This window comes from Chitinophaga sp. HK235, assembly GCF_018255755.1.
Lineage (GTDB): Bacteria > Bacteroidota > Bacteroidia > Chitinophagales > Chitinophagaceae > Chitinophaga.
Map to the genome: position 1 here is coordinate 5,044,885 of NZ_CP073766.1, position 25,243 is coordinate 5,070,127.

Consider the following 25,243-nt stretch of genomic DNA (forward strand, 5'->3'; position numbering starts at 1 on the left):
CTCAGCTTATTTTAAGAAGTGAACGTAAACCGGTATCAACGCAAAACCAGCACAGATACCTACACTGTAAAGCCAGCCGAAAACCTTTATCCATCGAACATATCGCGGATGATATACACCCAGCGTTCTGGCTGCACTAAAAAAACCATGTATCAAATGATAGCATAACGCCACCATACACAACACATATATCAGCACATACCAGGTTTCGCTGTAGACCGCCACCACCAAGGTGTACAGGTCTTTGTTTCCCCTCGCGTCCAGCGGTAATGATCCAAATTTGTACACATACCAGAAATCCCTGAAATGAATCACCAGAAAAATAAAAATGATCGTACCCAGCAATCCCATATTACGCGTATACCATTTGCTGACCGTCCCTCTCCTGTCATAATGGTATTTTACATCTCTTGAACGTTTATTCGTCAACGTTATAATGATTGCATATATCACATGCACAATGATACTGATGTATAACACCCAGGAAATAATTTTGATGATGATATTTCCTGACAACAGATGCGAATAATAATTGAATTGCAGATGTGCCTTCTCCTCCGGCAGCAGCAGCTGCAGGTTTCCCAGGAAATGAATGACCAGAAAAAGACACAGGAATAATCCCGTAAATGCCATCCAGTTTTTTCTGGTTAATGTTTTTTGTTTCCACTGACCCATAACCTGATATTTTTAAGTCGACGGTAATCAATAATGGCCTTTTATAATCTGCATTGTACCTGCACGATCATCAGATTGCTGCTGTGCGTTTTGGTACCGGGGATATCCTTGTCATAGTCGTCGATCTGCATGCCCAGTTGTATGCGTCCTCCATAATCTTTCAGAAATGCAAGACTTATCATCGGGATATAGGAACGCCGCGCATTGCCGGCATGCCTGAAATCCTCATTAAAATATTCATAGCGCATAGACACTTCTATCGATGTGAGTTTGTGATAATTGATCTTATAACGGAAGTTGGGTAGCACATAAACACCATTCATCTGATAATCACTCAGCGGTCCTTTCCGGAGGCTGTCTGCCAGGGAGTAGAACAACCGGTGATTAGTACACTGTTTGAATTCTGTTTGCAGCTGCAGGTCCAGTTTTTCTGCCAGTGGAATTACTCCGCTGAAGTCTATCCCCAACGCATAAACGCCATATCTTCTTACGGCACCAAATCCGCCATTGAGGCCCAGCGACAACCTGTTCATGTCTCCAAACTCCAGCCTGGTGGAAACCAGTTTTCCATTATCATCATCCGATATCTGGTTGCGGTTGTTGCCATTCACCACGTTGATAGCGTATTTAATGGGCCATCTCGCCATCTTCCGGAAGGTGCCGAACATAGACACACCCACCTGAAAACTTTGCCAGCCATTATTTCCGAATGCATAATACTGATTAGAGAAATCCATCGACTGGATAATATCCACCGGATAAAGGTCTTCCAGGCCGAAGGAAGGTCTGAACTGTCCTACCGTAAAATTGACCGCATCATTCCAGCGGTAGGATATAAAAGCGTTTTCCAACACTTTTCCTTTGGGGTCGCTGGCAAAATCGGCGAAGTTAACCAGACAGCTGGCTGTAAACCGGTCGCTGACCTGCGCTTTCACCTGAAGCCTTGCCCGTTTAATACTGAAACTGTTGCGCACCACTTCCTTTTCTTCGTCTGTTTGGTGTACTCCGTTCACATCTATGTTCGATTTGAGAGACAGCGTATAACGGGCCTGGAATACTCCGCCCAGTGTCACTCGTTTCAGAAAACCAACTTTCTGTGCAGTGGTATCAACCGAGGTGGTATCTATCGCCAGCCCATTTCCTGCATACGTCAACGGGATCCCTGCAACTAAAAAGGTGGCAAATAGTAAGACACTTCGTTTATGCATGCACGGTTGTTGTGAATTTCAGAATAGGCGGTTATTTATTGGGGATAACAATATGCAGCAGGGAAATGTTTGGAGGCGGGCAGGATAAAAAAATCCCGTTCCGGCATAACCGGAACGGGATCTGTATTTTTAAGCAGAAGGACTTATTTCACCAGCTTCAGCTCATCGATGATGTTTTTGGCACCACCCAGTTTTTCGATGCACCACAGCACATAGCGTACATCTACGCAGATAGTGCGGTTGTAGTCAGCGTCGAACTGGATTTTGTGGCTCAGCGCTTCGTAGTTGCCATCGAAGGCCAGACCAATCAATTCGCCGTTAGCGTTGATCACCGGAGAACCGGAGTTACCGCCGGTAATGTCGTTGGTAGTGATAAAGGCCACTACTACGTCGTTGCGTTTAGCGTCTTTGTATTGACCGAAATCTTTTTTGTTGTACAGGTCCATGTAGTTGGCCGGGAGGTCAAATTCGTAGTCACCTGGTACATATTTCTCGATCACGCCTTTCATGGTAGTAACATAATCGTAATGTACAGCATCGCGTGGAGAATATGGTTTCACCTGGCCAAAAGAGAGGCGCATGGTGAAGTTGGCATCAGGATACCTGTTGGCGTTAGGTTGCATCTGCATTACACCTTTCAGGTATTCGCGGCACAGGTCGTTGTTTTTCAGCGCGAACTGGCTATAGATAGGCTGGTATTTACCGGCGTAGTTTTTAATGAAGGTGCTGACATAAGCAAAAAGAGGATCGTTTTGCAGGGTTACAGCATCCGGATTGGCCATAAATGCTTTCCATTTGGCATCATCAAAAATGATGGTGTTGTTCATCAGGTAAGCAGCCCAGAGTTTCCAGGTGTTGTCATCTTCGAGGCTGCCGAATTTGTTTTTCAGCGCTTCGTAGAAGCCGATAGGTTGCTGATCTTTAGGCACGTCGTTGTAGAACATGCGGGCAGTAGCAGCCAGGATTTTCTGATCACTGGGTTTGTTTTCGCTTTCGAAGAAAGTGATTCTTGCTTTATCAGCAGCAACAGCAGCCTGTTGAGCGGCATCTTTAGCGCTACCTGGTGTTACCAGTGCTTTTTCCACTGCCATCAGGGTACCTGCATAAGCAGCTGCCGGAGAACCGAGAATACCTTCATTCAGATATACACGGTGTTTGGCATAAGGGCTCCATGCTTTGTAAGCAGCAGCATAATCGTTCATGATATTGGCGAACTCAGGTTTATCCTGTGCCCATTTGGCGAAAGCAGCTTCGTTCTTTTCTTTTTGTTCCAGTACGTGGTGTTGTTTCAGCTGTTTGGTTTCGCCGTCAAAGAACTTCCAGTAGTTGGCGATACCGGCATAATTAGACGCCAGTTTCAGTTTTACTGCCGGATCTTTCGCCATCTGTTCCATCATGGCTTTCAGTCTTACGTCGCGCAGATTTACCAGAGATGGGTTTTCCACTTCTGTTTTCAGCTTGATGCCATAAGAAGTTTCGTAACGGTTGGTACCACCAGGGTAACCGAAGATCATGGCGTAATCATTTTCTTTTACACCTTTGATGGATACCGGCAGGAAGTGTTTAGGTTTCAGCGGAACGTTGTCTTTGGAATAAGACGCTGGTTTACCATCTTTGGTAGCATATACGCGGAAGACAGAGAAATCACCGGTATGACGGGGCCATTCCCAGTTGTCGGTATCACCACCGAATTTACCTACGCTTTCAGGAGGAGTACCTACCAGGCGAACGTCTTTAAAGCGCTCGTATACAAACAGCAGGTATTGATTAGCTTTGAACATGGGCACCACTTTAGCTTCGTAGCCGGTGCCGGTGGTAGCTTTGGTGATGATATCGTTGTAAACATCCTGTTCTTTTTTCACTCTGTCAGCGCCGTTAAGCCCTTTCAGCTGTGCTTCCACATCTTTCGTTACATCTTCCACTTTTACCAGGAACTGTACAGAAAGCATGGGGGAAGAAATTTCTTCCTGTTTATTTTTTGCGTAGAAGCCGTTTTTGAGATAGTTATGTTCTACAGAGCTGGCAGCAGCAATTGCGCCATAACCGCAGTGGTGGTTCGTAAAGATCAAGCCTTCATTGCTTACAATTTCACCGGTACAACCTCCGCCAAAGATTACGATCGCATCCTTCATGGAAGCTTTGTTGATGCTATACAGCTGCTCTTTGGTTAATTTGAGGCCTCTTTTGACCATGTCATTGTAGGTTTGCTGGCCCAATAAATAAGGGAGCCACATGCCCTCGTCTGCTTTCGCCCATTGAATGCTTATGCTGAGCAGGAGGAGCAAAACCACTAATTTTTTTCTCATATAAATTTGGTTTTGTTATAAAAGGACCTCAAACCTAGCTATTTTTTCGTTAACGGACGCATGTGTAGGTATAATGCACAACATTCTACCAACCATTAAATTGCACTAATAATTTATATATATTTTTCAGTCTGTAAATAATGTGTTCCGCGTGTGAACAAAAAAACTGGAATATGTTTTGATAAGGGGGGAACAACAAAGTACCCGTGCCAAAAATCATATTTTCTAACAGTTTAAATCAGTTGACCATGAAAAAAATAATGTTATTACTGGGAGTAGCAGCATTTCTGGCGTGCAACGAGAATAAAAAGCAGCAGGAAAAGAAAGAAGAGGTGAAGGAAGGCGCTACTAAAGTTAAAGAAGACGTAAAAGCCACTGCCAAAAGCGCCGGGGAATACCTCGACGAGCAGAAAAAGCAGGCGGAGGAAGCTATCAGAGAGCGGATCAAACAAATAGACAAGACCAGTGACGAGTTAAAAAAAGAAGGAACTGCGAAAAGCAAGGCAGCCCGTAAAAAGCTGGAGAGCCTGAAAGCGGAGATGAATCAAAAGATGAAGGATGTCCAGAACAGCAGTGCCGATACCTGGGACAGCACACGTAAGGCCGCTGATGAGCTGATGAAAAAATCTGATAAGGAGTGGACAGACTTCAAACAGGATTTCAAAGACCTGTTCAAACGTGATTCCGAGTAAGACGCTAAAATTCCGTAGTCCTTGTTCCTTGAACATTAATCTTGTAATTTTACCCGTCTTAAACAGAACCGGATTTGCTACTATCTCATTATCAGAACGAATTATTGGAGGCTGGCTGTGACGAGGCCGGAAGAGGGTGCCTGGCAGGCCCTGTGTTTGCGGCAGCTGTGATTTTACCAGCAGGTTTCAGCCATCCGTTACTCAATGATTCCAAACAATTGAGCCCGGCAGACCGCGATCTGTTGCGCGGAGTAATAGAAAAAGAGGCATTGCACTACGCTGTTGCCAGTGTAGACCATGCGGAGATTGACAAGATAAACATACTAAAAGCCTCTTTCCGGGCTATGCACCTGGCATTGGAGCAACTGAGCCGGCAACCGGAATTCATCATCGTTGATGGAAACCGGTTTTATGCCTATGGCAAAACACCTTTTGCCTGCATTGTCAAGGGAGATGGTAAATATGCATCCATTGCGGCCGCCTCTATTCTTGCCAAAACGTACCGGGATGAGTATATGCAACAGTTGCATCAGGAATACCCGCACTTTGGCTGGAATGAGAACAAAGGCTATCCTACCAGGCAGCACAGGGAAGCACTGCGGGAATTTGGTGAATCACCTTACCACCGCAAGTCATTCCGCCTGTTGCCCGATGAGCAACTGGAACTGGATTTATAGCCCTTCCGGCTATCAGCCGCCCACCGTTAGCCAAATATCCGCTAACTGTTGACTGCTATAGACGGTAAGGCTATCGTTAACCTTATACTTATTAATTTTGCCCTGATAGGGAACGATTATTATGCTAAAGCAGACACAACAGCAAAAGTTATTGCAGAAACTTTCACCACAGCAGATTCAGTTGATGAAACTGCTGCAGGTGCCTACTGTCAACCTGGAAGAGAGGATTAAAGAAGAACTGGAGGAAAACCCTGCACTGGAATATGGTGAAGATGCACATGAAGATGAGTTTAAAGAACAGGAAGAGTTTGATGCAAAAACTGAGACTGACGAAGAGGATGAGTTTGAGCCGGATGGCAGCGAAAACGAATACGACAATATTGATATTTCCGAATATGTGAGCGAAGGGGATGATGATGTAGCGGATTATAAACTGCGTGACGACAATTACCCTGATCCGGACGAGAGCAACAAAACCATCCCTATTCGGGTGGAAACCTCTTTCCATGAGCATCTTCTGAGTCAGCTGGGCATGCTGGAACTCGACGAGCACCAGAATACCATTGCAGAACATATCATTGGCAGTATTGACGATGACGGCTATCTGCGCCGGGAAGTAAGTGCAATGGTGGACGACCTCTCCTTCTCTCAGAATATAGACACCAGTGAAGAAGAGATCCGTGAGCTGATCAAAAAGATCCAGGATTTTGACCCTGCCGGCGTATGCGCCACCGACCTGAAAGAGTGCCTGCTCTTACAGTTGAAACGCAAAGCTCAGGAAGATGAAGGTGTACATAATGCCTACCTGATCCTCGAAAATTATTTTGACGAGTTTACCAAGAAACACTACGAAAAGATCCAGAAGGCGATGAGCCTGAGTGATGAGGGCCTGAAAGGAGCCATCAATCAGATCATCAAGCTGAATCCCAAACCGGGAGGCAACTATGCGACCCTCAATAAAGCCGAGAGTTATGTATTGCCTGACTTCTTCATTATAAATAATGCCGGCAAGCTGGAACTGACGCTCAATTCACGTAATGCACCGGACCTCCGTATTTCCGGCGGTTACCGCGATATGCTGCGGGAATACGACCGGGGAGACAAAAAGGACAAGCGCCAGAAAGAGGCCGTACTGTTTATCAAACAGAAGATCGACGCCGCCAAGTGGTTTATTGATGCTATCAAACAACGTCAGCATACCCTGTTATCTACTATGGAGTCCATCATGGACTATCAGCGGGAGTTTTTCCTGACCGGCGACGAAACCACCATGAAGCCGATGATCCTGAAAGATATTGCCGACCGTACACAACTGGACATCTCCACGGTGAGCCGTGTGGCCAACAGCAAATATGTGCAGACGGAATTTGGTACTTTCAAGCTGAAGTTCTTCTTTTCTGAGTCCCTGTCTACTGATAGCGGGGAGGAAGTATCCACCAGGGAGGTGAAGAAGATCCTCTCTGATCTGATAGAGGCAGAGAACAAGCGGAAGCCGCTGAGTGACGAAAACCTCACGAAGATGTTGCAGGACAAAGGATATAATATTGCCCGCCGTACGGTGGCCAAATACAGGGAGCAGCTGAACATACCGGTTGCCCGTTTACGTAAAGAATTATAAGAATAAGAGAATGATGCAAGAACACGCAGTACCGGAAAGGAACATCACTAACCAGGAATGGCCGGTATTTCCGCCTGTTGCCCGGTCCGCCGCGCAGGTTATTTCCTATATCACCCATCCGTTGTTTATACCAACGCTGGTCACTTTCCTGATACTGCAGTCTATTCCCGAATACATGGTGGCGTTTAAGCCGCAGAGCATGCGTTTTGCGTTTGATATGCTGTATTTCCGGGTGGGCATCATCACGGTGCTGTTTCCGTTGTTGACAGTGCTGCTGGCCAAGCAGCTGGGATTTATCCCGTCTATTTATATGAAAACGCAGCGGGAGCGGATTATTCCTTATGTGGCGATCATTATTTATTATTTCTGGGCATTTTATACCTTTTTACAGGAGGGTCGTGCGCCCCGTTTTTATTCGGCCTTTTTCCTGGGGTCTTTTCTGGCCATTTCCATTTCCTTTGTTACCAATACTTTTATGAAGACCAGTATGCACAGCATTGGCTGGGGCGGGGTGATCGGATTCCTGCTGTCGCTGATGTGGGGGATGCATATGAATGTGTCGGTGCCGCTGGTGATCACCTTTTTTGTGACGGGTATTGTGGCTACAGCGCGGATGGTGCTGCATGCACATTCGCCTGCGGAGATTTATACGGGTATCTTTATCGGTATTATCACGCAGCTGGCCGCGTGCTGGATCCTGGTCTGACCGGTATCCCATCCTGAACAACCTATTCCTTGCGGTTTTCCTCTTTTTATCCAGGAAAAACATAACAAGGAATAAGATATATTCAGGATGGGGGAAAGAAATTTTTGGGGTTTACCTTGTTTCAGCCGGATTGCCTTTTCCGGTAACCATGGATGCAAGGCCGCAAGGCAGGTTAACAAACAGACTAACAAACATTGGGGTAACAATCATCAACAACTAAACTTGACAATGCAAAAGTCCGATATTCTGCATTGAACCTCAAGCGTATAACTACGCTTTTTCAAAATGCAGTATTTTCCCTTTCCCCCGTCGCTGAGAATTTTTTGAGAAAGAAATGATTACGCACATTCAATGCGTAATGGCTTCCCATCTTTGTATTGTCGTTACGGGCAATGCAGATGTGAAGAAGAGAATGAGTGATAGTTCGATATAAATACTACTTTTTTTAGCATTAAAAATAAAATGCTAAAAAATTTAGGAAAATCAAAAATTAGGTTATAATTTAGCATTCCAGTTGGAGATATGCTTTTCGATTAAATTTGCAAAAAACAACTACAGATATGTCTACAGCCAATACTGAAAAATTGAAGGCGTTACGCCTCACAATGGATAAGATAGAGAAGGATTTCGGTAAGGGATCCGTGATGATGATGGGCGAAAAAGCAGAGGCTCCAATGGAAGTAATTTCTTCTGGTTCATTGGGTCTTGATATCGCACTGGGCATTGGTGGTTTTCCTAAGGGCAGGATTATTGAGATCTATGGTCCTGAATCTTCCGGTAAAACAACAGTAGCCATTCATACTATTGCGGAAGCGCAAAAGAAAGGTGGTATCTGTGCCATTGTGGATGCGGAGCACGCTTTTGACAGCAGCTACGCCCGCAGACTGGGTGTTGATGTGGACTCCCTCCTCATTTCACAGCCAGACCATGGTGAGCAGGCACTGGAGATCGCAGACCGTCTGATTTTATCCGGAGCGGTAGACGTAGTGGTAGTGGATTCTGTAGCTGCACTGGTACCGAAGAGCGAGCTGGAAGGAGAAATGGGTGACAGCAAAATGGGTCTGCAGGCACGTTTGATGTCTCAGGCACTGCGTAAGCTGACAGCCACCATCGCTAAAACCAACTGCTGCTGCATATTCATCAACCAGCTGCGTGAGAAAATCGGTGTTATGTTTGGTAACCCGGAAACGACTACCGGTGGTAATGCACTGAAGTTCTATGCTTCTGTAAGACTGGATATCCGCCGCATGAGCCAACTGAAAGATGGCGACGAAGCGATCGGTAACCGTGTAAAAGTAAAAGTGGTTAAAAATAAAGTGGCGCCTCCATTCCGTCAGGCCGAATTCGATATCATCTATGGTCTGGGTATTTCCAAAATGGGTGAAATCATCGATATGGGCGTAGAATATGGTATCATACAGAAAAGTGGTAGCTGGTTCAGCTACGACACCAATAAACTGGGTCAGGGCCGTGATGCAGTAAAACAATTACTGAACGACAACCCGGAACTGTCTGCAGAAATCGAAGCAAAGATCAAAGTGAAAATTGCTGAGAAACGAGAAGAAGCTTAATTATTATGTAATTAGCTTTAAAGTAGAATTACCTTTTTTAAATACATAGAAGTTAGTTTTAGTTTTAGTAAGCATTGGGTTAGTATGCACATCCCTGCCTTATCCTGGGCGGGGATTTTTATTTTGGACTGTGATAAATCCTGATGGAGATGATGGCCCTGATGAATATTGATAATGGTAACTGTGATGGAAGATGATGAGCCCTGATGGATATTGATAATGGAGGGGTTAAGCACTAATGTGCTCTTCATCATGCTTATCAGCATTCATCATAAAAATCGGCGGTCAGTCAGTGGCAAAAAAAAACCGCCCCATATGGAGCGGCTTTTTATCACTGTTTATCTTACTATCTTATCAAACAAAGCCTGGCTATTACGCTTCAGCTTTCATGCTTTTTGCAGTTCTCTTACGTTCTTCTTCGTCCAGGATGGTTTTACGCATACGGATGAAGTTAGGCGTAACTTCAATACACTCATCGTGCTGAATGTATTCCATGCATTCTTCCAGTGTCATCAGGATCTTAGGAGCGATATTGGCTGCACCATCACTACCGCTGGCACGCATGTTGGTCAGTTTTTTACCCTCGTTAGGGTTTACTACCAGATCACCAGGTTTGTTGTTTTCACCGATGATCATGCCTTTATATACTTCTTCTCCCGGATCAACGAAGAAAGAACCTCTGTCCTGTAATTTGTCGAGAGAGTAAGCGGTAGTAGAACCAGCTTCTTTCGCGATCAGTACACCGTTGTTACGGCCAGGAATCAGACCTTTCCATGGTTTGTAGTCGTTAAAGCGGTGGGCCATTACAGCTTCACCAGCAGTAGCGGTCAGCATCTGTGTACGCAGACCGATCAGACCACGGGATGGGATTTCAAATTCGAGGTGCTGCATTTCACCTTTGGTTTCCATGATCAGCATCTCACCTTTACGACGGGTAACCAGGTCAATCACCTTGCTGGCGAATTCCTGCGGAACGTCTACCACCAGTGTTTCATATGGTTCGCTTTTTTTACCGTCAATGTGTTTCACGATAACCTGCGGCTGACCAACAGTCAACTCATACCCCTCACGACGCATGGTCTCAATCAATACACCTAAGTGCAGGATACCACGGCCATAAACCAGGAAGCTATCAGCACTGTCTGTATCAACAACGCGCAGCGCCAGGTTTTTCTCAGTTTCTTTTACCAGACGGTCACGCAGGTGACGAGAGGTAACAAACTTACCATCCTTACCAAAGAACGGAGAGTTATTGATACCGAACAGCATGTTCATGGTAGGCTCGTCTACGCTGATTACCGGTAATGCTTCAGGAGCTTCCGCATCAGCAATAGTGTCACCAATATTAAAATCTTCTACCCCTACTACAGCGCAGATATCGCCGGCCAGTACTTTCGCTACTTTCCTTTTACCTAAAGCTTCAAAAACATACAGTTCACGAACCTTCTGTTTTTTAGCGGTACCGTCAGCCTGCATCAGGGTGATCCACTGGTTTTCTTCGATAGCATTACGGGTCACTTTACCTACTGCAATACGGCCCAGGAAGGAAGAATAATCCAGGGAAGTGATCTGCAGCTGGAGAGTGCCTTCCGGCGTTTTAGGTGCCGGTACATGCTCAATGATACCATCCATCAGCGGAGTGATGTCTGAGCATTGCTCCAGAGAACTGTTGAACCAGCCATTCTTACCGGAACCGTAGAAGGTCGGGAAGTTCAGCTGCTCTTCAGTTGCGTCCAGGTTGAAGAACAATTCAAATACAGCATCGTGTACTTCATCAGGACGACAGTTGGCTTTGTCTACCTTGTTGATAACAACAATTGGCTTCAGGTTCAGCTGTAATGCTTTCTGCAGCACAAAACGGGTCTGTGGCATCGGTCCTTCAAAGGCGTCCACCAGCAGGATTACACCATCAGCCATTTTCAATACGCGCTCTACCTCACCACCAAAGTCGGCGTGGCCCGGCGTATCGATCACATTAATTTTGGTACCCTTATACTCAACAGAAGCATTCTTACTGAAAATGGTAATACCACGTTCTCTCTCGAGATCGTTGTTATCCATGATCAGCTCGCCAGATTCCTGATTAGCCCTGAATACGTTTGTCTGATGAAGGATTTTGTCAACCAGGGTAGTTTTACCATGGTCTACGTGTGCGATAATTGCAATATTACGAATGTTCATATACTTATATCTTTAGCTATCAGCTACTAACTAAATTTGGGCTAATAGCTACAAAAATGAGGCGCAAAGGTACGAAAACCTGACGAGAATGCCGGATTCACGTTTTAAATAAATGTAACCATTTAGTCACTTGTTAAAAATGCGCCACAATCAACTGAATAACAATTTGTTACAATTGGCCATCCGCCATCATTATTCCTCCCGGCCGCACCAGGCCTACATATGGTGCAGGCCGCCTATCTCCCACCCATAAGACTATACGAAGTTTACAACGCCATACCGGCGCCTGACCATAATAAATAGGAAAGATGGGTGGATTATTCTGCCATCTGTTTGACGACAAAATCCAGTGCACTTTGGTTGGCAGGGTTGTCCAGTGCATGAGCGATATCCAGCTTCTCCCGGGAAGTAAGGTGCCAGGATAATGCGGCCGCCTTATCCTGCTTCTGAGGCACATACTGGAAAATAACGCGGTGGAACTTATTCGGGAAATAACCCTCCATATAATTGATGAGGTCGTCCTGATCAAAATCCTGCATGGCGCTCCAGTGCTGCTGCATAGTAAACAACGGCTCAAACAGCAGATCTCCCAGGTCCTTCGTTTTTTTAATGGGGGTAATATCGTTTTTACGGGTATCCCTCACCTGGATATATACCACCCCGCTGGTATTTTCATTGATCCACTTACTGAAGGTATAGAGAAACCGCAGCGTGGTCTGCTGTCCGAAATTGTCCCGGATACCTGCGTCCATCACATCCACAATAGGATTGCTGGGCAAAAAGGTATTAGGCAGCACATAGGGAAAAGTAGCGCACATACGGATGGCGCTGGTGACCCGTAAATCCATTGCATCCTGTCCTGCGAAGTACTGACCGAAGTCCACCCCGTCAATATCCCGTATCTGTCGTGTTGGATAGAGGTACTGCGGACTGCAGAGATAGCTGACTGACTGCGGGGAGATCATCAGCCGGCGGCCATCGGCATTGATGGTCGCATTCCAGATAAGCATCGGTATCAATGCTTTATGCTCTGGTTCCCTATAATCTTTCAGGGTTTTGTTCAATATATAGTCGGTGTTCTGGTTCAGCTGCATTTCAAAGGCATACCCTCTGTCCTTCGCATAGCGGTGGCCATCTAACTGAAAAGTGCGCCATGGGGTGATAAAGTCATTCACCGCCATAGTACTGAAAACCGGGTTCAGCAGGTCTCTTGATACTCTATCTATATAAATGCTGTCGGTAAGCCGTACCGGCTTGCCCATGAGCTGCTCTAAGTACAGCTCCCGGAAATAACTGGCCCCAAGCATACCGCCGGAAGCGCCTGTCATCAGTACCGTGTGTTTCATCAAATCACCACCCAGCAGACTATCCAGGCGCTGCAGTACATGCAGTGACCAGGTGGCCGAACGGCTGCCTCCCCCACTGAAATTCATTACAATCAACCGCGGTTTTTTGTCAACAGGAAACCGCCCCCTCCATCTATGCAGAATTTCCAGCGTCTTCAATCTGTCTGCTTCATATCGCTCGCGGGTAAAGAAATGCTGCAAAGCCTCCAGGCTGTAATCCGGCCGGGCTTTCTTCTGTTGATAATCAAGTCCGTATGCTTTATTTCGGTTATCGATCCAGTTGTGTTCCACCATCCAGTTCAGCCCCAGCATCAACACCAGCACCACTGGTATAGACCAGGTTTGCAGCAGATAAGAGTATGCGCCCGCCACGCCTATCAGGAAAGCAAAAAATATAAGGACACTGGCTCCGGCCGGAATCCTGAACACCTCATAGTCCATCATATAAGCCAGTATCACCAGAAAAATAAGGGCACAGCCCACGGTGATCATGGCAGCAAAATGGTGTTGTTTGAGGATGCTGTCGAGGTAGTGTTTGTTGTAGTGATCAACATTCCTGGCTCTTCGTATTCGCCAGGGCGTTGAGAAATAGTTGTGTACCGGCAGCGCGTTTTCGTCTGGTTCCTGGGTGGGTTTGAGGATCACCCGCAGAAAATTGCGGGGATTACCGAAACGTTTTTCCAACCGCCGGCCAATGTTTTTATCTGCATTAAAAAAGTAAAAGAAGCAGAAGAAAACAATAAAGAGAGCGCCGCATATAAACCCTTCTCCCAGCAGTAAAATTTCCGGAATAGTGCTCAGTTGCTCGTAACGCTGGTATTCCCAGCCCCTGTAAAGCAGACAAATAGAAAAAGCCAGCGGTATGAGAGAGTTGTTGAGGCAGTACCGGAAAAAAGGCTGTGAGGTAGTGGCCAGGAACTTAAACCGGCCGGTATGCAGGATGAAGGTGGTAATCTGCCAGCTCATAATAAACATGCCGGTAGCCAGTCCGAGAATGGCGGTACTGTAAAAGTTCACCTTCCCGAGGTATTCCGGTGCCAGAAAGAGGGCATCTCCCCCAAAAACCTTGGCAAAACCACCGTTTATCGTACCGAAAAGGATAACCCAAAAGATGAGCAACACCTGATATTTCCTGAAATGCAGCAGGAGCAGCTGGACAGGGAAAGAATAGTACGTTTTTATTAGCAATAGCTTCACCTTCATCAGACGATTATTACCAATAAACCTACGTAAAAAATTACGAATTGCGAATTACGAATTACGGGCCTGAAATGAAGATCATCTTCACTCCAGGCCCGTAATCTGTATTTTGTTTTTATGTTATTGTCTTGCTCTGCTTAGATACAGCGTCCATACCAGCGACAGGAGCAGCAGCATACCCACGCACTGATGCAGGATTCCGTAGGTAATCGGTATTTTAACCTGGCTGTTCAACAGGGTGAGCACCCCTAATAACACCTGTAATAACACCAGCAGCAGCGGCAGGTAACGAATACCATGCAGCAGGCTATTGCCAGGTATTTGCGCGGATTTCCACCACCAGATGGCAATCAGAATGGTGATCAGATAAGCCAGACCGCGGTGTATAAACTGAATAGTAATGGTATTATGAACAATATCAGTAAAAAATCCGCCCTGGGCAAACATCCCTGCGGGCACCCAGGCCCCGTTAATATCCGGCCAGGTATTGGCCACCAGGGCAGCATGCAGACCAGCCATAAAGGCACCGTATATCAGCTGTACTGTTACCAGTACCAGCAACCATATATTCAAACGTTTCAGGGAAGGCACTTTCAGCACCTCAGCAGACGGGATGCTTATCTTAAGGGCAAACCAGAACAGGTAACACAAGAGCACCAGCGCTGACATAAAGTGTATTGCCAGGCGGATATGGCTAACATACAGATTTTCATCATTCAGGCCGCTCTTTACCATAATCCAGCCAATAGCGCCCTGAAGACCACCCAGCACAAAAAGCACAATCAAAGGATTGATCATACTTCTGTCGATTTTCTTCTTAATAATGAAATAAATAAACGGAATTATAAATACAAACCCGATCAGTCGTGCCCAGTCACGGTGCAGCCATTCCCAGAAATAGATAAACTTAAAATCTGATAAGGTGAAATGGTTGTTGATATATTTATATTGTGCAATCTGCTTATATCCATCAAAGGCTTTTTCCCAGGCCGCTTCATTCATTGGCGGGAACGCACCCAATAAAGGTTGCCACTCTGTAATCGACAGGCCGGAACCGGTTAAACGGGTCAGTCCTCCCAATAAGACCTGAATCACCAACATGCCCACTCCTATATAAAGCCAGATGGCTACCGCGCGGTTATTCTTTATATTAGCTGTTTCCATAAACGCTGCAAAAATAGTGAATTACCGCTCCCGAAATACTCACATTCTTTTAACAATCGCGTAATATTCTGTTAACGCTGACATCGGAGCTTTGCATTGAAAATTAACAAAGGCACCATTGTATTAGCTAATACCGCCCAGATTTAAAAAAGCAAAAAGACAACATTAAAAAAAGATAATGTCATGAAACACTTATGTTTTGTTTTAGTACCCAAAGTAACGATGTTAGTATTAGCCGCTATCCTCATTCCCTTCATAACCATGCATGCGCAGGACAAATCATTTGCTTACAACAACAGATTCGTCGCTGAGCAGCCTTCATCCGAAGCCCCCAGAAAGGAACTGGAAGTGGAAATCTCCCAACCGGTAAAAGAATCTCTGAACTTTACCCTGGCTGTCACTAATCCTGACAACGAGAAGCTGACACTTTATATTAAAGATAGCTTTAACAACACCCTTCACCGGGAAGTATTACCTGCAACTGTTAGATTCGAAGCACGCTACAACCTCCAGTCTCTGGAAGATGGCCAGTACATCTTCGAAATCAGAAATGGTAAAAACAAAGTAGCAGAAAAATCCATTGGCATCAAAACGCAAACAATGGTCAACAGACTTGTTTCTGTAGAAAAATAATTTTGACCTGATTACTTTCTGATTTGGTTAATTGGTTATTTAAAAAAGCGGCGGAGATCATGAGTATGATCTCCGCCGCTTTTTTATATCATATCATGTCCATCACTTACATCATATCCATCACAGTTACAGTTGCATGGCTTCATATACTACGTCCATCATTTTGCCCCTGGTATTGAGGGTGGACAGTTTAGTGTTGGAACCACCATCAGGATAAACCCTGTTGCTCAGGAAGATGAACACCATTTTGCTGGCAGGGTCGGCCCATACGCAGGTACCGGTGAATCCGGTATGGCCAAAGGTAGCACCGGAGGTAAGTTTGGAAGGATAACTTTCCCGGCGGGTATTGTTGTCTTTCTCCGGTTTATCGAAGCCCAGCCCGCGACGGCTGATACTGCTGTTGTAGGCAGTAAATAACCGTACTGTTTCCGGTTTGATATACTGTACTCCGTTAAAGGAGCCATTGTTCAGCAACATCTGCATAATCACGCCGAGGTCATGCGCGTTTGAAAACAGGCCGGCATGGCCAGCTACACCACCCAGCATGGCTGCGCCCGGGTCATGTACATCGCCGCGGAGCAGCTGCATCCGGAAAGAACGCTCGTGTTCTGTAGGCACCAAACGGGACAGCGGAAATCTTTCTCTTGGCAAAAATCCGGTGGAAGACAGTCCCAATGGTTTATAGAACGTTTCCATTACGTACTGGTTTAATTTTTTCCCACTCACAGCTTCCACAATCTTACCCAGGAAAAGGAAGTCCAGATCACTGTAAACATAACCCGGATGCGGGTTTACTTTGCTGTCCAGTATCTTTTTCCAGATGGTGTCCACATAGTTGTGGTCCAGATACATATTGTCTGCCACCCTTACGGAATGTAATTCGTCGGCGGTGGAATGATACAACATCGTGTCCGGACGGCCGTCAGCATATAACGTTTCTTTATAGAACGGAATAAACGGTACCAGTCCGGCCTGGTGCAACAGCACATCACGGACTTTTAATTTGGCTTTATCGGTGCCTTTTACAAAGGGCAGGTAATCACCCAATGTGCCTTCCAGGCTTACTTTTCCTTCATCATACAAGCGCATGATGGAGATAGTGGTAGCACATACCTTGGTCACAGAAGCCAGATCATAAACAGATCCCGGCGCTACTGGTTCCTGGCGATTATATTCATAATTACCGAAGGTACGGTTGTAGATGATTTTACCATCTTTCATGGCCAGCACTTCGCAGCCCGGGGCCGCGTTGCGGGCGATCATGTCATTGGCGAGGGCATCAATGCCAGCCAGGTGAGCTTCGTTGATACCTACTGCAGCGGGTGCGTCGGTAGGCAATTGGGTAAACTTGTTTACTTCATAAGTGATACCAGTTCCTTCCGGCATACCGCATACCGTCACCGGCAGTTTGCCTTGAGGGCCCAGTTTGCCAAACAGCAGATCGGCAGCCACTTTCTGGGTGATGCTGTCATCTTCATAGGCAGCTACGATAGCAGGCGCGTCGCACCAATGCTGAATAGCATACGGGTTACCGAATATAACGGTAGCAGAAGGCATCTCCTGTTGTAAATGTTTTACAATCAGGCGTTGTGCGAGAGACAGTCCGAAGTTGTTGGCCGGACGGCGACTGAAGCCATGCACACTGATAATCACTGCTTTATAATCGCGCTGAATCCGGGATACGATAGGCGCAATCTGTTCCACACTTTGACGGGAGGTAAAGATAAATGCGTCTGTACCTGGTTTGTAAGCTTTTACGGCATCCAGGAAGGCATTGTGGCCATCGGCACCGACTGCGATCACAGCCAGCTTTTGCTGGGTCATAGCCGGAGAGAACGGAATAAGCTGCTTATCATTCCTAACCAGCGTGATGGCTTTTTCCGCGATGCGGCGGGTAAGTGTGTCGGTCATGGCATTGAGATCGTTTGTCAGATTGTTGACATCGATCTGTTGCGGTTTCCAGAGACCGAGATCGTACTTGGCACGTAGTACTTTTTTCACACGGTCATCTACTTCCTGCTGGCTGATCTGGCCTCTTCTGATACCTTTCATAATGGCCGACACGCTGCCGGCAGCGGTAGAAGGCAGTATCATCAGGTCGTTGCCTGCCAGCAGTGACTGTAAGGATTCCTGTCCTTTGGAATAGAATTTAGCGATGCCTTTCATTTCGAGGGCATCGGTTACCACCAGGCCTTTATAGCCCAGGTCGTTTTTCAGCAGTTTGGTTACTGCTTTATAAGAGATGGAAGTAGGTGTATTGGGTTTATTGTCAATAGCCGGGATAAAGAGATGGCCCACCATGATGGAGCCTACGCCTGCCGCGATGGCTTCCCGGAAAGGATACAGTTCCAGGGAGTCGAGGGCCTGACGGCTCTTGTTGATCGAAGGCAGGTCGAAGTGGGAGTCTACGTTGGTATCGCCATGGCCAGGGAAGTGTTTGGCACAGGCCATTACGCCGGTAGATTGCATACCACGGACGGAAGCAACACCAAGACGGGCTACCTGGTATTTGTTTTCCCCAAAGGAGCGGTCATTGATAACCGGGTTGTTGGGGTTGTTATTAATATCCATATCGGGAGCGAAGTCGAGATGGATACCGATGCGTTTGCATTGTTCCCCCATTACACGGCCTGCTTCGTAGGCCAGGGCCGTATCTCTGGTGGCACCGATCATCATATTACGAGGTAATGAGATCACGCTGTCCAGGCGCATGCCGAGTCCCCATTCCCCGTCCACAGAGATGAGGAGGGGCACTTTGGAGATGGACTGGTAATAATTGGTGAGGTTGGCTTCTCTTACGGGGCCACCCTGGAAGAAGATCAATCCTCCTACTTTGTTGTCTTTGATGTCTTTAACTACAGCATCAATGTGATCCTGTCCCAGATTGGAATGGGCTCTGATCACGATAAGTTGGGCAATACGTTCCTCTGGTGTCAGGGATTGAAATACGCTGTCAACCCATTGAGAAGCCTTATCTTGTGGCTGGGTGGAAGTGGTGTTGACTCTTTTGTGTTTTTTTCTGTTCATAACGCCGGGTGGCATAGGTATAGCGCTCCCAGTCATAAGCAAGCCCGTAAGTCCTGCTACCAATAATTGTTTCCTCATGTCATAAACTTACAAATAATCAGGCAAGAATTCATTAGCAAGGCCTGACTATCAAATAATTATTAATTAATCCTATATGATTTTGTCAAATCGCAAGATATTCGTTAAATTAGAATATCTTTTTAAAGATATTTTATGATTTCACCATAAACATTAAAATATCTTTACTATTTTGTCTAAATCTTTTACATTATTTAACCAATCGCAATTTTAATTGCCAATACATTCAATTGTTTGTTATATTTGCAACCTTGCGAGTAAAGTAGATTTTAATTAAACATGGTCAATCTCATTTTATTTGGCCCTCCCGGTAGCGGCAAGGGTACACAAAGTACTAAGATAATAGATAAGTACGGACTTATACACCTGTCTACAGGCGATTTGCTGCGTACTGAGATTAGCAATAAAACCCCCTTAGGCCTTGAAGCCACCAAATTTATGGACCAGGGTTTACTGGTACCAGACGAGGTGGTAATTGGTATGATCAGCTCCAAGTTGGATGCCAATCCGGAAGCGCGGGGTTTCATCTTTGACGGTTTTCCGCGTACTACTGCTCAGGCTGAAGCGCTGGACAAACTGCTGGCATTGAAGAAAACGGCCATATCTGTGGTGCTGTCTCTGGAAGTTCCGGAAGATGAATTGATCAAGCGTCTGCTGAACCGTGGGCTGACCTCCGGTCGTAGCGACGATTCCTCAGAAGATGTGGTAAAAGCCCGCATTGTGGAATATCATAATAAAACAGCCCCTGTAGCCGACCACTACGCTAAATTCGGCAAGTTCAGGAAAGTAAAAGGAGACGGTACTGAAGCCGAAGTGTTTGAACTGCTGTGCAAGGAAATTAATGAGCTGGTAGCGGAGAAAGTATAATCTACCTTCTCCGCACTAAGAAATATTATAATATCATTTCTTAAACAACGCAAAGATTGTAAGTTGTTAGGTTTATCGTACACGGAAGTGTACTAATTAGCCTAAACTTAACGATCTTTGCGTTTTGTTTTTGTGGGCAGCCCAGCTGCTTCTTTAAAATCTGATCAGTGGAAAAAGCGAATTTCGTAGACTATATCCGTGTATTTTGTAAATCTGGTAAAGGCGGCGCCGGCAGTATGCACTTCATGCGTACCAAGTTTAATGCCCAGGCTGGTCCTGACGGCGGCGACGGCGGCAGAGGCGGGCACGTTATACTGAGAGGGAACTCACAACTGTGGACCCTGCTGCACCTGCGCTGGCATAAAAATCTGCTGGCTGAAGATGGGGAAAACGGTAGTGGCGACAACTGTACCGGCCGTTTCGGAAAGGATATTATCATTGAAGTTCCGCTGGGCACTACTGCCAAAGATGAAGAGACCGGTGAGATAGAGGCCGAAATCCTGCACGACGGACAGGAAGTGATCTGGTTACCCGGTGGCCAGGGCGGCCGTGGCAATGCTTACTTTAAATCTGCTACCAACCAGACACCAGAATACTCCCAACCTGGTATGCCCGGCCAGGAAGGCTGGAAAGTAGTGGAACTCAAAGTACTGGCCGATGTAGGGCTGGTAGGTTTTCCCAATGCCGGTAAATCCACCCTGCTCTCCACCATTACTGCCGCCAAACCTAAAGTGGCCGACTATGCCTTTACCACCCTCACCCCCCAACTGGGTATGGTGGAATACCGCGACAACAAATCATTCTGCATCGCAGACCTCCCCGGTATTATCGAAGGCGCCCACGAAGGAAAAGGTCTCGGACATCGATTTTTACGACATATTGAAAGAAACGCCGTATTATTATTCCTCGTTCCTGCTGACAGCGCCGATCACCGCAAAGAGTTTGAAGTGCTGGTCAACGAACTGGAACAATATAATCCTGAACTCCTGGATAAACAGTTTTTGCTGGCCATCAGTAAAAGCGATATGCTGGATGATGAACTGAAAACAGCCATCTCCGCAGAACTGCCGAAGGATGTGCCGCATGTATTTATCTCCTCTGTAGTACAACAGGGACTCAGTGAGCTGAAAGATATGTTATGGAGAGCCCTGACCGATAAAGACAACCAGATAAGTACTGCCAACACCGCCAACGCGGAGGAATAAACTGACAGGGACAGGGAACAGGTAACAACGCCAATGTTCGTTTTACACGATCCCAGATACCATGAAAACACTATTTAATATCGTAGGGCCATCATTCATTATACTGATGATGGCCTGCCAACAACCAATTACGCCTGTCAAGGAAAAACCTGTTCAGATTGATACTATGCAGCTGATTGCCCTCCCGGCCCCGGCTGCTGAAAAAATCGCGTCCAATGAAGTATCTGTTGTAAGCCGCGACAGCACTACGTATGTGCGTTTTGGTGACTGTTATTTTTCACTGGACTGGATTACGCCAGACCAATACCGCAATGATTTTGAACGGCATCCCGATACCATTTTCCTCTCCCTGGCACCCAAACATTCCATCGAAGGACAAATGCTCGCCATCACCACCGGAGAAGCCGAAAAAATGAAAGTATGGCAACGTTATGAAACCAGTATCCGCGTAGGACAACAACTGATCAAAAACTGGAAACACCACCAGGGCAACTGGGAGCAACTTCACCCAGAAGCCAGCAACTTCTTTATCTGCCGGAAATATACCACCGCACAAACAGCCCTGTTTCCCGAAGCCAGCATCGAGGACTTGCAACAACATGTAAAAAAACACTACAGCAAAGAACTCTATCACGCAGTGGCCAACCTGGAAACAATGCCCCGGGCGGTCATCAGCACCTATTACCTGAAGTTCAACGGCACCCTTCGCAACTCCCCTACCAAAATCAATAAAGTACTGATCATCGATGTGACACTGTAATACCATGAATGTTGTATTACACAAAAAAATAATGTCTATATATTACCGGAAATTCTTCCTGCTATGGCCATTATGATCGGTACGATATTCACCGGTAGCATACATCAATATAAAAACCAGGGTATCAGAACAAAATTTGTCATCATTGGCCTTCCGGTATTTCCGGTTTCTTCCTACTATAAAATCAGCGCCAACCAGGGCATTCCCCTTCCCCTCAACGGCAAAAGCATATGGCATGGATACTCCCGCACCACCTTCCTGGCGATGGGGATTGTCGGCCTGCTGTTTGCCCGGGAACTCCCTGTGCCTTTGCTGATACTGGCTTTCGCAGCCTTCTTCAACGGGCTATACTCCTGGGCATTATATACCATCCTGCCCAAGGAAGAAGAAGCCACCCGGTACTATTTCTCAAAAGCCTTCGACTATAACATACTACCCGAGCTGTTGCCACAGGACATTCAACTGGCACTTTTTCAGGAACTGTTACAAGTGTACCGCCACCAGATCGATAGTCCGATAGACTGGGAACAAATGATCACTCAGGGACATATCAACGAAAACAATAAATACCTGCTATATACAGCGGCCTATTATCACCACATAGTAACCGGCGAACAGAAATATCTTTCCATGCAGGAAACCTTTAAACCCCTGTCACCAGAAAATCATGGATAAATCACCCGCGTACGGGATATTATAAAATAAAGAACCGGTAATGCAGAAGCATCACCGGTTCATATCAATCGGCTGTACTTAACAGAACAGGGTTTTTCAATTCCGGCGGACTAAATAACATAGCGGTGCAGAGGCAATTCGCAAAATGATGTCCTGCCAGGATCGGATAGTTAATGCAGCTCTTACAACCTGCCCAGAAACTGGAATCGGTCGTAATTTCGGTATAGGTAACCGGCTCAAATCCCAGCCGGCTGTTTAACTTCATCACCGGCAAACCGGTAGTGATACTGAAAATTTTTGCAGATGGATATAATGAACGACTTAATTCGAATATCTTTTTTTTGATGGCCGCCGCTACCTTCAGGCCCCTGAATTCCGGCACTACGATTAAACCACTGTTAGATACAAAGCGGCCACCCTGCCAGGCTTGTATATAAGAGAACCCCGCCCAGATACCACTTTTCGTAAATGCGATCACCGCATTCCCCTGCAGGATCTTTTTCTTGATGTCCAAAGGATCTCTTTTGGCGATACCAGTGCCTCTGGCCCTGGCGGATGATTCCATTTCTGCCACAATAGGCAGGGCAAAATCTACGTCTTCCGGAGACGCGACCCTAACAATTATCTCTTCATCTGTTTCCATGACTACTGAGTTGTTGTTGTATATAAAGACCATAAATCGCATCCGGTATCAGCGAATATATCCTGATCCGGCTTAAGGCATCTCCCAGCGGAATCTGGCTCAAGGCTGGCACAAATACCCGGGTGATAGCCCCTTTTACCACTTCATTACCTTTTTCATATAACCTCCCGGCCACGTGAAGGCACTTGCCGGCTACTGCGTAATTCTGTTCCCGCAACTGCTTACCAGTATATTCACTGAAGCACCCCACGGTGTCGTACACGTGAAAAATAGCCGGAAACTGATGCAGAGCTTTTTTAAGTGCCGGTATATGATCTTCTATATAAGCCGGCACTTCATATTGGTTTATCATGGCTTTCCTTGTTACATACAGGTAATGCCAAATGCTGTTCCACAACAAGCACAAAAACGTTAAAATGCAGTACTGTCAAAGCATTTTAACAATTACAGTACTTCCCGCGAGGAGCGCAGGTCTTCCATTTTTGCATGGTTATTTCCAAAAGTGCAGGATGGATTGAAAGCGATGGGATAAAAAAATGGGATATCAAATGATATCCCATACACAAAATCATTATTTAAAATCGCTGATACTACGCAGGTATCAGGGTCATCAAAACCATCAAAGTTGAGTGACCACTTCCTTTTTATTTTTAGTAGTTTTCTTTTTCTTCATGGTCCTGTTGATCCACAGGATAGTGCCGGTAGTGGGGAAAGTGGCGCCCAGCAAAGCCAGCAGCAACGCAAAAATTTTAGACGGCAGCCCGAAGATGGCACCTGTATGTAAAGGTTTGATTGTACTACGTACTTTCTGGCCCAGGTTCTTTTCACTGAAAGTCTGCGACTGCAGCACCTGACCGTTATACTGGTCGAGGTAATAACTGGTGGTAGCTCCTTCATGCAGGGCGCTGGCGGGCAACAGTGTTACCTGTACCGCTGCGGCGCTGTCTTTGGGCATGGCTACAGCATAATACTGCGCATCAGGAACCTGTTGTTTTACCTGTGCCAACGCGGCTTCATAGGAGACCTTCCCGGTTGTTTCCGGAGCGACCGCGGATACCGGCGCCTCTGCAGCCTTGGGAGAGGTACCCAGCACAGCGTACAGTCCCTTGCTGAACCATTCGTAGGACCAGGTAAGTCCGGTAAACACTGTTACAAACAGGAAAATACTGACATAAAAACCCAGCACTACGTGCATATCATGGTTCAACCGTTTCCAGCCGCCATCCCACTTTACTTTGAGGCGTTGCTGTAAAATTTTGCGGGTCTTGGGCCACCATAATATAATGCCGGTGATCAGAATAAAGAAAAAGATGAGTGTGCTGGCGCCGGTGATCATCTTACCGGTATCTCCGGCAAGCAGCCAGCGGTGTAAAGAAAATATCTGGTAATAAAATGTTTGCTGGTAACTGTATAATTCAATGACTTTACCGGTATAGGGATTTACAAAGGCGGTACGGCCCTTTGCTTTTTTAGGCGCTTCACCTTTTTTGCCGGCGGGCTTTTCGCCCTTTTTACCTTCTGCACGGGGTGCTTCTCCCTTCGCTTCCTTCTTCCCGCCTTTCTTGCCTTCTTCGAGCTGTACAGCCAGCGAGCGGGAAGGGTCTGCATATACCTGTATGCGGGCGATGCCTGCGCCCGGTACCTGCTGCTTCACCATTTCAGCTATTTTGTCCAGCGGAAGCCGTTCTTTCTCCGGCTGCACGTAATAACGGTTATGATTAAACGCTTCTGTCAATTCCTTTTCAAATACCAGCAAGGCGCCGGTCAGGCAACTGATGGTAATAACCAGGCCTGCCGTCAGCCCCAGGTATAAGTGAATACGGCGAAAAAAAACTTTCATATTAGATTGATCCAACCACAAAAAAACAACCTTGCGCGGGAAATATAAGGGCGAAGCAGGAAAAAGATTTACGAAATCCGGAATTTTTTACCGGAGGGAAGAAAGAAGAGAAGAAAAACGAAAGAAGCAAAGCAGAAAAGATTAAACTTATTCTAAATATGTTTAATTCCT

Annotated in this window: 20 protein-coding genes; 10 read left to right on the top strand and 10 right to left on the bottom strand. The window is 46.2% G+C overall.

All coding sequences use genetic code 11. The features are described 5' to 3' along the window. Positions 1 to 6: 6 nt before the first annotated feature. From KD145_RS18795 to KD145_RS18805, 3 genes are all read right to left on the bottom strand, one after another. Complete coding sequence (locus tag KD145_RS18795) at positions 7 to 675, bottom strand: succinate dehydrogenase cytochrome b subunit (RefSeq protein ID WP_212000756.1); 669 nt, start codon at positions 673 to 675, stop codon at positions 7 to 9. Between the two features lie 41 nt (positions 676 to 716). Continuing rightward, the gene (locus KD145_RS18800; protein WP_212000757.1) at positions 717 to 1,883 is read right to left on the bottom strand and encodes a porin; all 1,167 of its coding nucleotides are present in this window, start codon (positions 1,881 to 1,883) and stop codon (positions 717 to 719) included. 143 nt (positions 1,884 to 2,026) lie between these two features. Next, a complete protein-coding gene (locus KD145_RS18805; protein ID WP_212000758.1) occupies positions 2,027 to 4,189 on the bottom strand; it encodes a S46 family peptidase in 2,163 nt (720 codons plus the stop codon). 248 nt (positions 4,190 to 4,437) lie between these two features. Here KD145_RS18805 and KD145_RS18810 point away from each other — a divergent pair, with 248 nt between their 5' ends. From KD145_RS18810 to recA, 5 genes are all read left to right on the top strand, one after another. Further along, on the top strand, positions 4,438 to 4,881 hold the full coding sequence (locus KD145_RS18810; protein WP_212000760.1) for a hypothetical protein: 444 nt from the start codon (positions 4,438 to 4,440) through the stop codon (positions 4,879 to 4,881). A gap of 74 nt (positions 4,882 to 4,955) precedes the next feature. After that, positions 4,956 to 5,558 carry a ribonuclease HII gene (locus KD145_RS18815; RefSeq protein WP_212000761.1) on the top strand — a complete coding sequence of 201 codons (603 nt, stop codon included), beginning with the start codon at positions 4,956 to 4,958 and terminating at the stop codon, positions 5,556 to 5,558. 121 nt (positions 5,559 to 5,679) lie between these two features. Next, positions 5,680 to 7,176, top strand: coding sequence for an RNA polymerase factor sigma-54 (gene rpoN, locus KD145_RS18820; protein ID WP_212000763.1), 1,497 nt, complete (start codon positions 5,680 to 5,682; stop codon positions 7,174 to 7,176). Positions 7,177 to 7,186: 10 nt separating this feature from the next. Further along, on the top strand, positions 7,187 to 7,882 hold the full coding sequence (locus tag KD145_RS18825) for a hypothetical protein (protein ID WP_212000770.1): 696 nt from the start codon (positions 7,187 to 7,189) through the stop codon (positions 7,880 to 7,882). A 560-nt stretch (positions 7,883 to 8,442) separates the two neighbouring features. Then, positions 8,443 to 9,453, top strand: a complete 1,011-nt coding sequence (gene recA, locus KD145_RS18830; protein ID WP_212000777.1) for a recombinase RecA — start codon at positions 8,443 to 8,445, stop codon at positions 9,451 to 9,453. A gap of 372 nt (positions 9,454 to 9,825) precedes the next feature. Here the strand turns inward: recA and typA are convergent, their stop codons facing one another. From typA to KD145_RS18845, 3 genes are all read right to left on the bottom strand, one after another. After that, entirely contained in the window at positions 9,826 to 11,634 is a 1,809-nt protein-coding gene (typA, locus tag KD145_RS18835) for a translational GTPase TypA (protein ID WP_212000781.1), read from the bottom strand. A gap of 317 nt (positions 11,635 to 11,951) precedes the next feature. Further along, positions 11,952 to 14,183, bottom strand: coding sequence for a patatin-like phospholipase family protein (locus KD145_RS18840; RefSeq protein ID WP_212000782.1), 2,232 nt, complete (start codon positions 14,181 to 14,183; stop codon positions 11,952 to 11,954). A gap of 117 nt (positions 14,184 to 14,300) precedes the next feature. Next, complete coding sequence (locus KD145_RS18845; protein WP_212000784.1) at positions 14,301 to 15,344, bottom strand: COX15/CtaA family protein; 1,044 nt, start codon at positions 15,342 to 15,344, stop codon at positions 14,301 to 14,303. 183 nt (positions 15,345 to 15,527) lie between these two features. Here KD145_RS18845 and KD145_RS18850 point away from each other — a divergent pair, with 183 nt between their 5' ends. After that, positions 15,528 to 15,977 carry a hypothetical protein gene (locus tag KD145_RS18850; protein WP_212000785.1) on the top strand — a complete coding sequence of 150 codons (450 nt, stop codon included), beginning with the start codon at positions 15,528 to 15,530 and terminating at the stop codon, positions 15,975 to 15,977. A 126-nt stretch (positions 15,978 to 16,103) separates the two neighbouring features. On the opposite strand, the gene KD145_RS18855 is transcribed toward KD145_RS18850, so the two are convergent. Beyond that, complete coding sequence (locus KD145_RS18855) at positions 16,104 to 19,004, bottom strand: glycoside hydrolase family 3 N-terminal domain-containing protein (protein ID WP_249219440.1); 2,901 nt, start codon at positions 19,002 to 19,004, stop codon at positions 16,104 to 16,106. 357 nt (positions 19,005 to 19,361) lie between these two features. On the opposite strand from KD145_RS18855, the gene KD145_RS18860 reads away from it, so the two are divergent. The 4 genes from KD145_RS18860 (at position 19,362) to KD145_RS18875 (ending at position 22,589) form a co-directional block, all read left to right on the top strand. After that, a complete protein-coding gene (locus KD145_RS18860; protein WP_212000788.1) occupies positions 19,362 to 19,949 on the top strand; it encodes an adenylate kinase in 588 nt (195 codons plus the stop codon). Positions 19,950 to 20,116: 167 nt separating this feature from the next. After that, the gene (obgE, locus tag KD145_RS18865) at positions 20,117 to 21,154 is read left to right on the top strand and encodes a GTPase ObgE (protein ID WP_212000789.1); all 1,038 of its coding nucleotides are present in this window, start codon (positions 20,117 to 20,119) and stop codon (positions 21,152 to 21,154) included. Between the two features lie 61 nt (positions 21,155 to 21,215). Further along, entirely contained in the window at positions 21,216 to 21,914 is a 699-nt protein-coding gene (locus tag KD145_RS18870) for a hypothetical protein (RefSeq protein ID WP_212000791.1), read from the top strand. 63 nt (positions 21,915 to 21,977) lie between these two features. Then, positions 21,978 to 22,589 carry a hypothetical protein gene (locus KD145_RS18875; RefSeq protein ID WP_212000792.1) on the top strand — a complete coding sequence of 204 codons (612 nt, stop codon included), beginning with the start codon at positions 21,978 to 21,980 and terminating at the stop codon, positions 22,587 to 22,589. A gap of 64 nt (positions 22,590 to 22,653) precedes the next feature. On the opposite strand, the gene KD145_RS18880 is transcribed toward KD145_RS18875, so the two are convergent. The 3 genes from KD145_RS18880 to KD145_RS18890 form a co-directional block, all read right to left on the bottom strand. Continuing rightward, positions 22,654 to 23,232 carry an N-acetyltransferase gene (locus KD145_RS18880; RefSeq protein WP_212000793.1) on the bottom strand — a complete coding sequence of 193 codons (579 nt, stop codon included), beginning with the start codon at positions 23,230 to 23,232 and terminating at the stop codon, positions 22,654 to 22,656. Then, positions 23,219 to 23,584, bottom strand: coding sequence for a hypothetical protein (locus KD145_RS18885; protein WP_212000794.1), 366 nt, complete (start codon positions 23,582 to 23,584; stop codon positions 23,219 to 23,221). Before KD145_RS18885 ends, KD145_RS18880 begins: the two co-directional genes overlap by 14 nt. A gap of 267 nt (positions 23,585 to 23,851) precedes the next feature. Next, on the bottom strand, positions 23,852 to 25,072 hold the full coding sequence (locus tag KD145_RS18890) for a PepSY domain-containing protein (protein WP_212000795.1): 1,221 nt from the start codon (positions 25,070 to 25,072) through the stop codon (positions 23,852 to 23,854). Between the last annotated feature and the right edge of the window lie 171 nt (positions 25,073 to 25,243).

Excerpts from the sequence above, each read along its gene's own strand:
- KD145_RS18890 (WP_212000795.1), bottom strand. The coding sequence starts at position 25,072 with ATGAAAGTTTTTTTTCGCCGTATTCACTTATACCTGGGGCTGACGGCA.
- KD145_RS18795 (WP_212000756.1), bottom strand. The coding sequence starts at position 675 with ATGGGTCAGTGGAAACAAAAAACATTAACCAGAAAAAACTGGATGGCA.
- KD145_RS18810 (WP_212000760.1), top strand. The coding sequence starts at position 4,438 with ATGAAAAAAATAATGTTATTACTGGGAGTAGCAGCATTTCTGGCGTGC.
- KD145_RS18855 (WP_249219440.1), bottom strand. The coding sequence starts at position 19,004 with ATGAACAGAAAAAAACACAAAAGAGTCAACACCACTTCCACCCAGCCA.
- KD145_RS18860 (WP_212000788.1), top strand. The coding sequence starts at position 19,362 with ATGGTCAATCTCATTTTATTTGGCCCTCCCGGTAGCGGCAAGGGTACA.
- KD145_RS18840 (WP_212000782.1), bottom strand. The coding sequence starts at position 14,183 with ATGAAGGTGAAGCTATTGCTAATAAAAACGTACTATTCTTTCCCTGTC.
- KD145_RS18870 (WP_212000791.1), top strand. The coding sequence starts at position 21,216 with ATGAAAACACTATTTAATATCGTAGGGCCATCATTCATTATACTGATG.
- rpoN (WP_212000763.1), top strand. The coding sequence starts at position 5,680 with ATGCTAAAGCAGACACAACAGCAAAAGTTATTGCAGAAACTTTCACCA.
- KD145_RS18880 (WP_212000793.1), bottom strand. The coding sequence starts at position 23,232 with ATGGAAACAGATGAAGAGATAATTGTTAGGGTCGCGTCTCCGGAAGAC.
- KD145_RS18845 (WP_212000784.1), bottom strand. The coding sequence starts at position 15,344 with ATGGAAACAGCTAATATAAAGAATAACCGCGCGGTAGCCATCTGGCTT.
- recA (WP_212000777.1), top strand. The coding sequence starts at position 8,443 with ATGTCTACAGCCAATACTGAAAAATTGAAGGCGTTACGCCTCACAATG.
- KD145_RS18885 (WP_212000794.1), bottom strand. The coding sequence starts at position 23,584 with ATGATAAACCAATATGAAGTGCCGGCTTATATAGAAGATCATATACCG.
- typA (WP_212000781.1), bottom strand. The coding sequence starts at position 11,634 with ATGAACATTCGTAATATTGCAATTATCGCACACGTAGACCATGGTAAA.
- KD145_RS18875 (WP_212000792.1), top strand. The coding sequence starts at position 21,978 with ATGGCCATTATGATCGGTACGATATTCACCGGTAGCATACATCAATAT.
- KD145_RS18850 (WP_212000785.1), top strand. The coding sequence starts at position 15,528 with ATGAAACACTTATGTTTTGTTTTAGTACCCAAAGTAACGATGTTAGTA.
- KD145_RS18825 (WP_212000770.1), top strand. The coding sequence starts at position 7,187 with ATGATGCAAGAACACGCAGTACCGGAAAGGAACATCACTAACCAGGAA.
- KD145_RS18800 (WP_212000757.1), bottom strand. The coding sequence starts at position 1,883 with ATGCATAAACGAAGTGTCTTACTATTTGCCACCTTTTTAGTTGCAGGG.
- KD145_RS18805 (WP_212000758.1), bottom strand. The coding sequence starts at position 4,189 with ATGAGAAAAAAATTAGTGGTTTTGCTCCTCCTGCTCAGCATAAGCATT.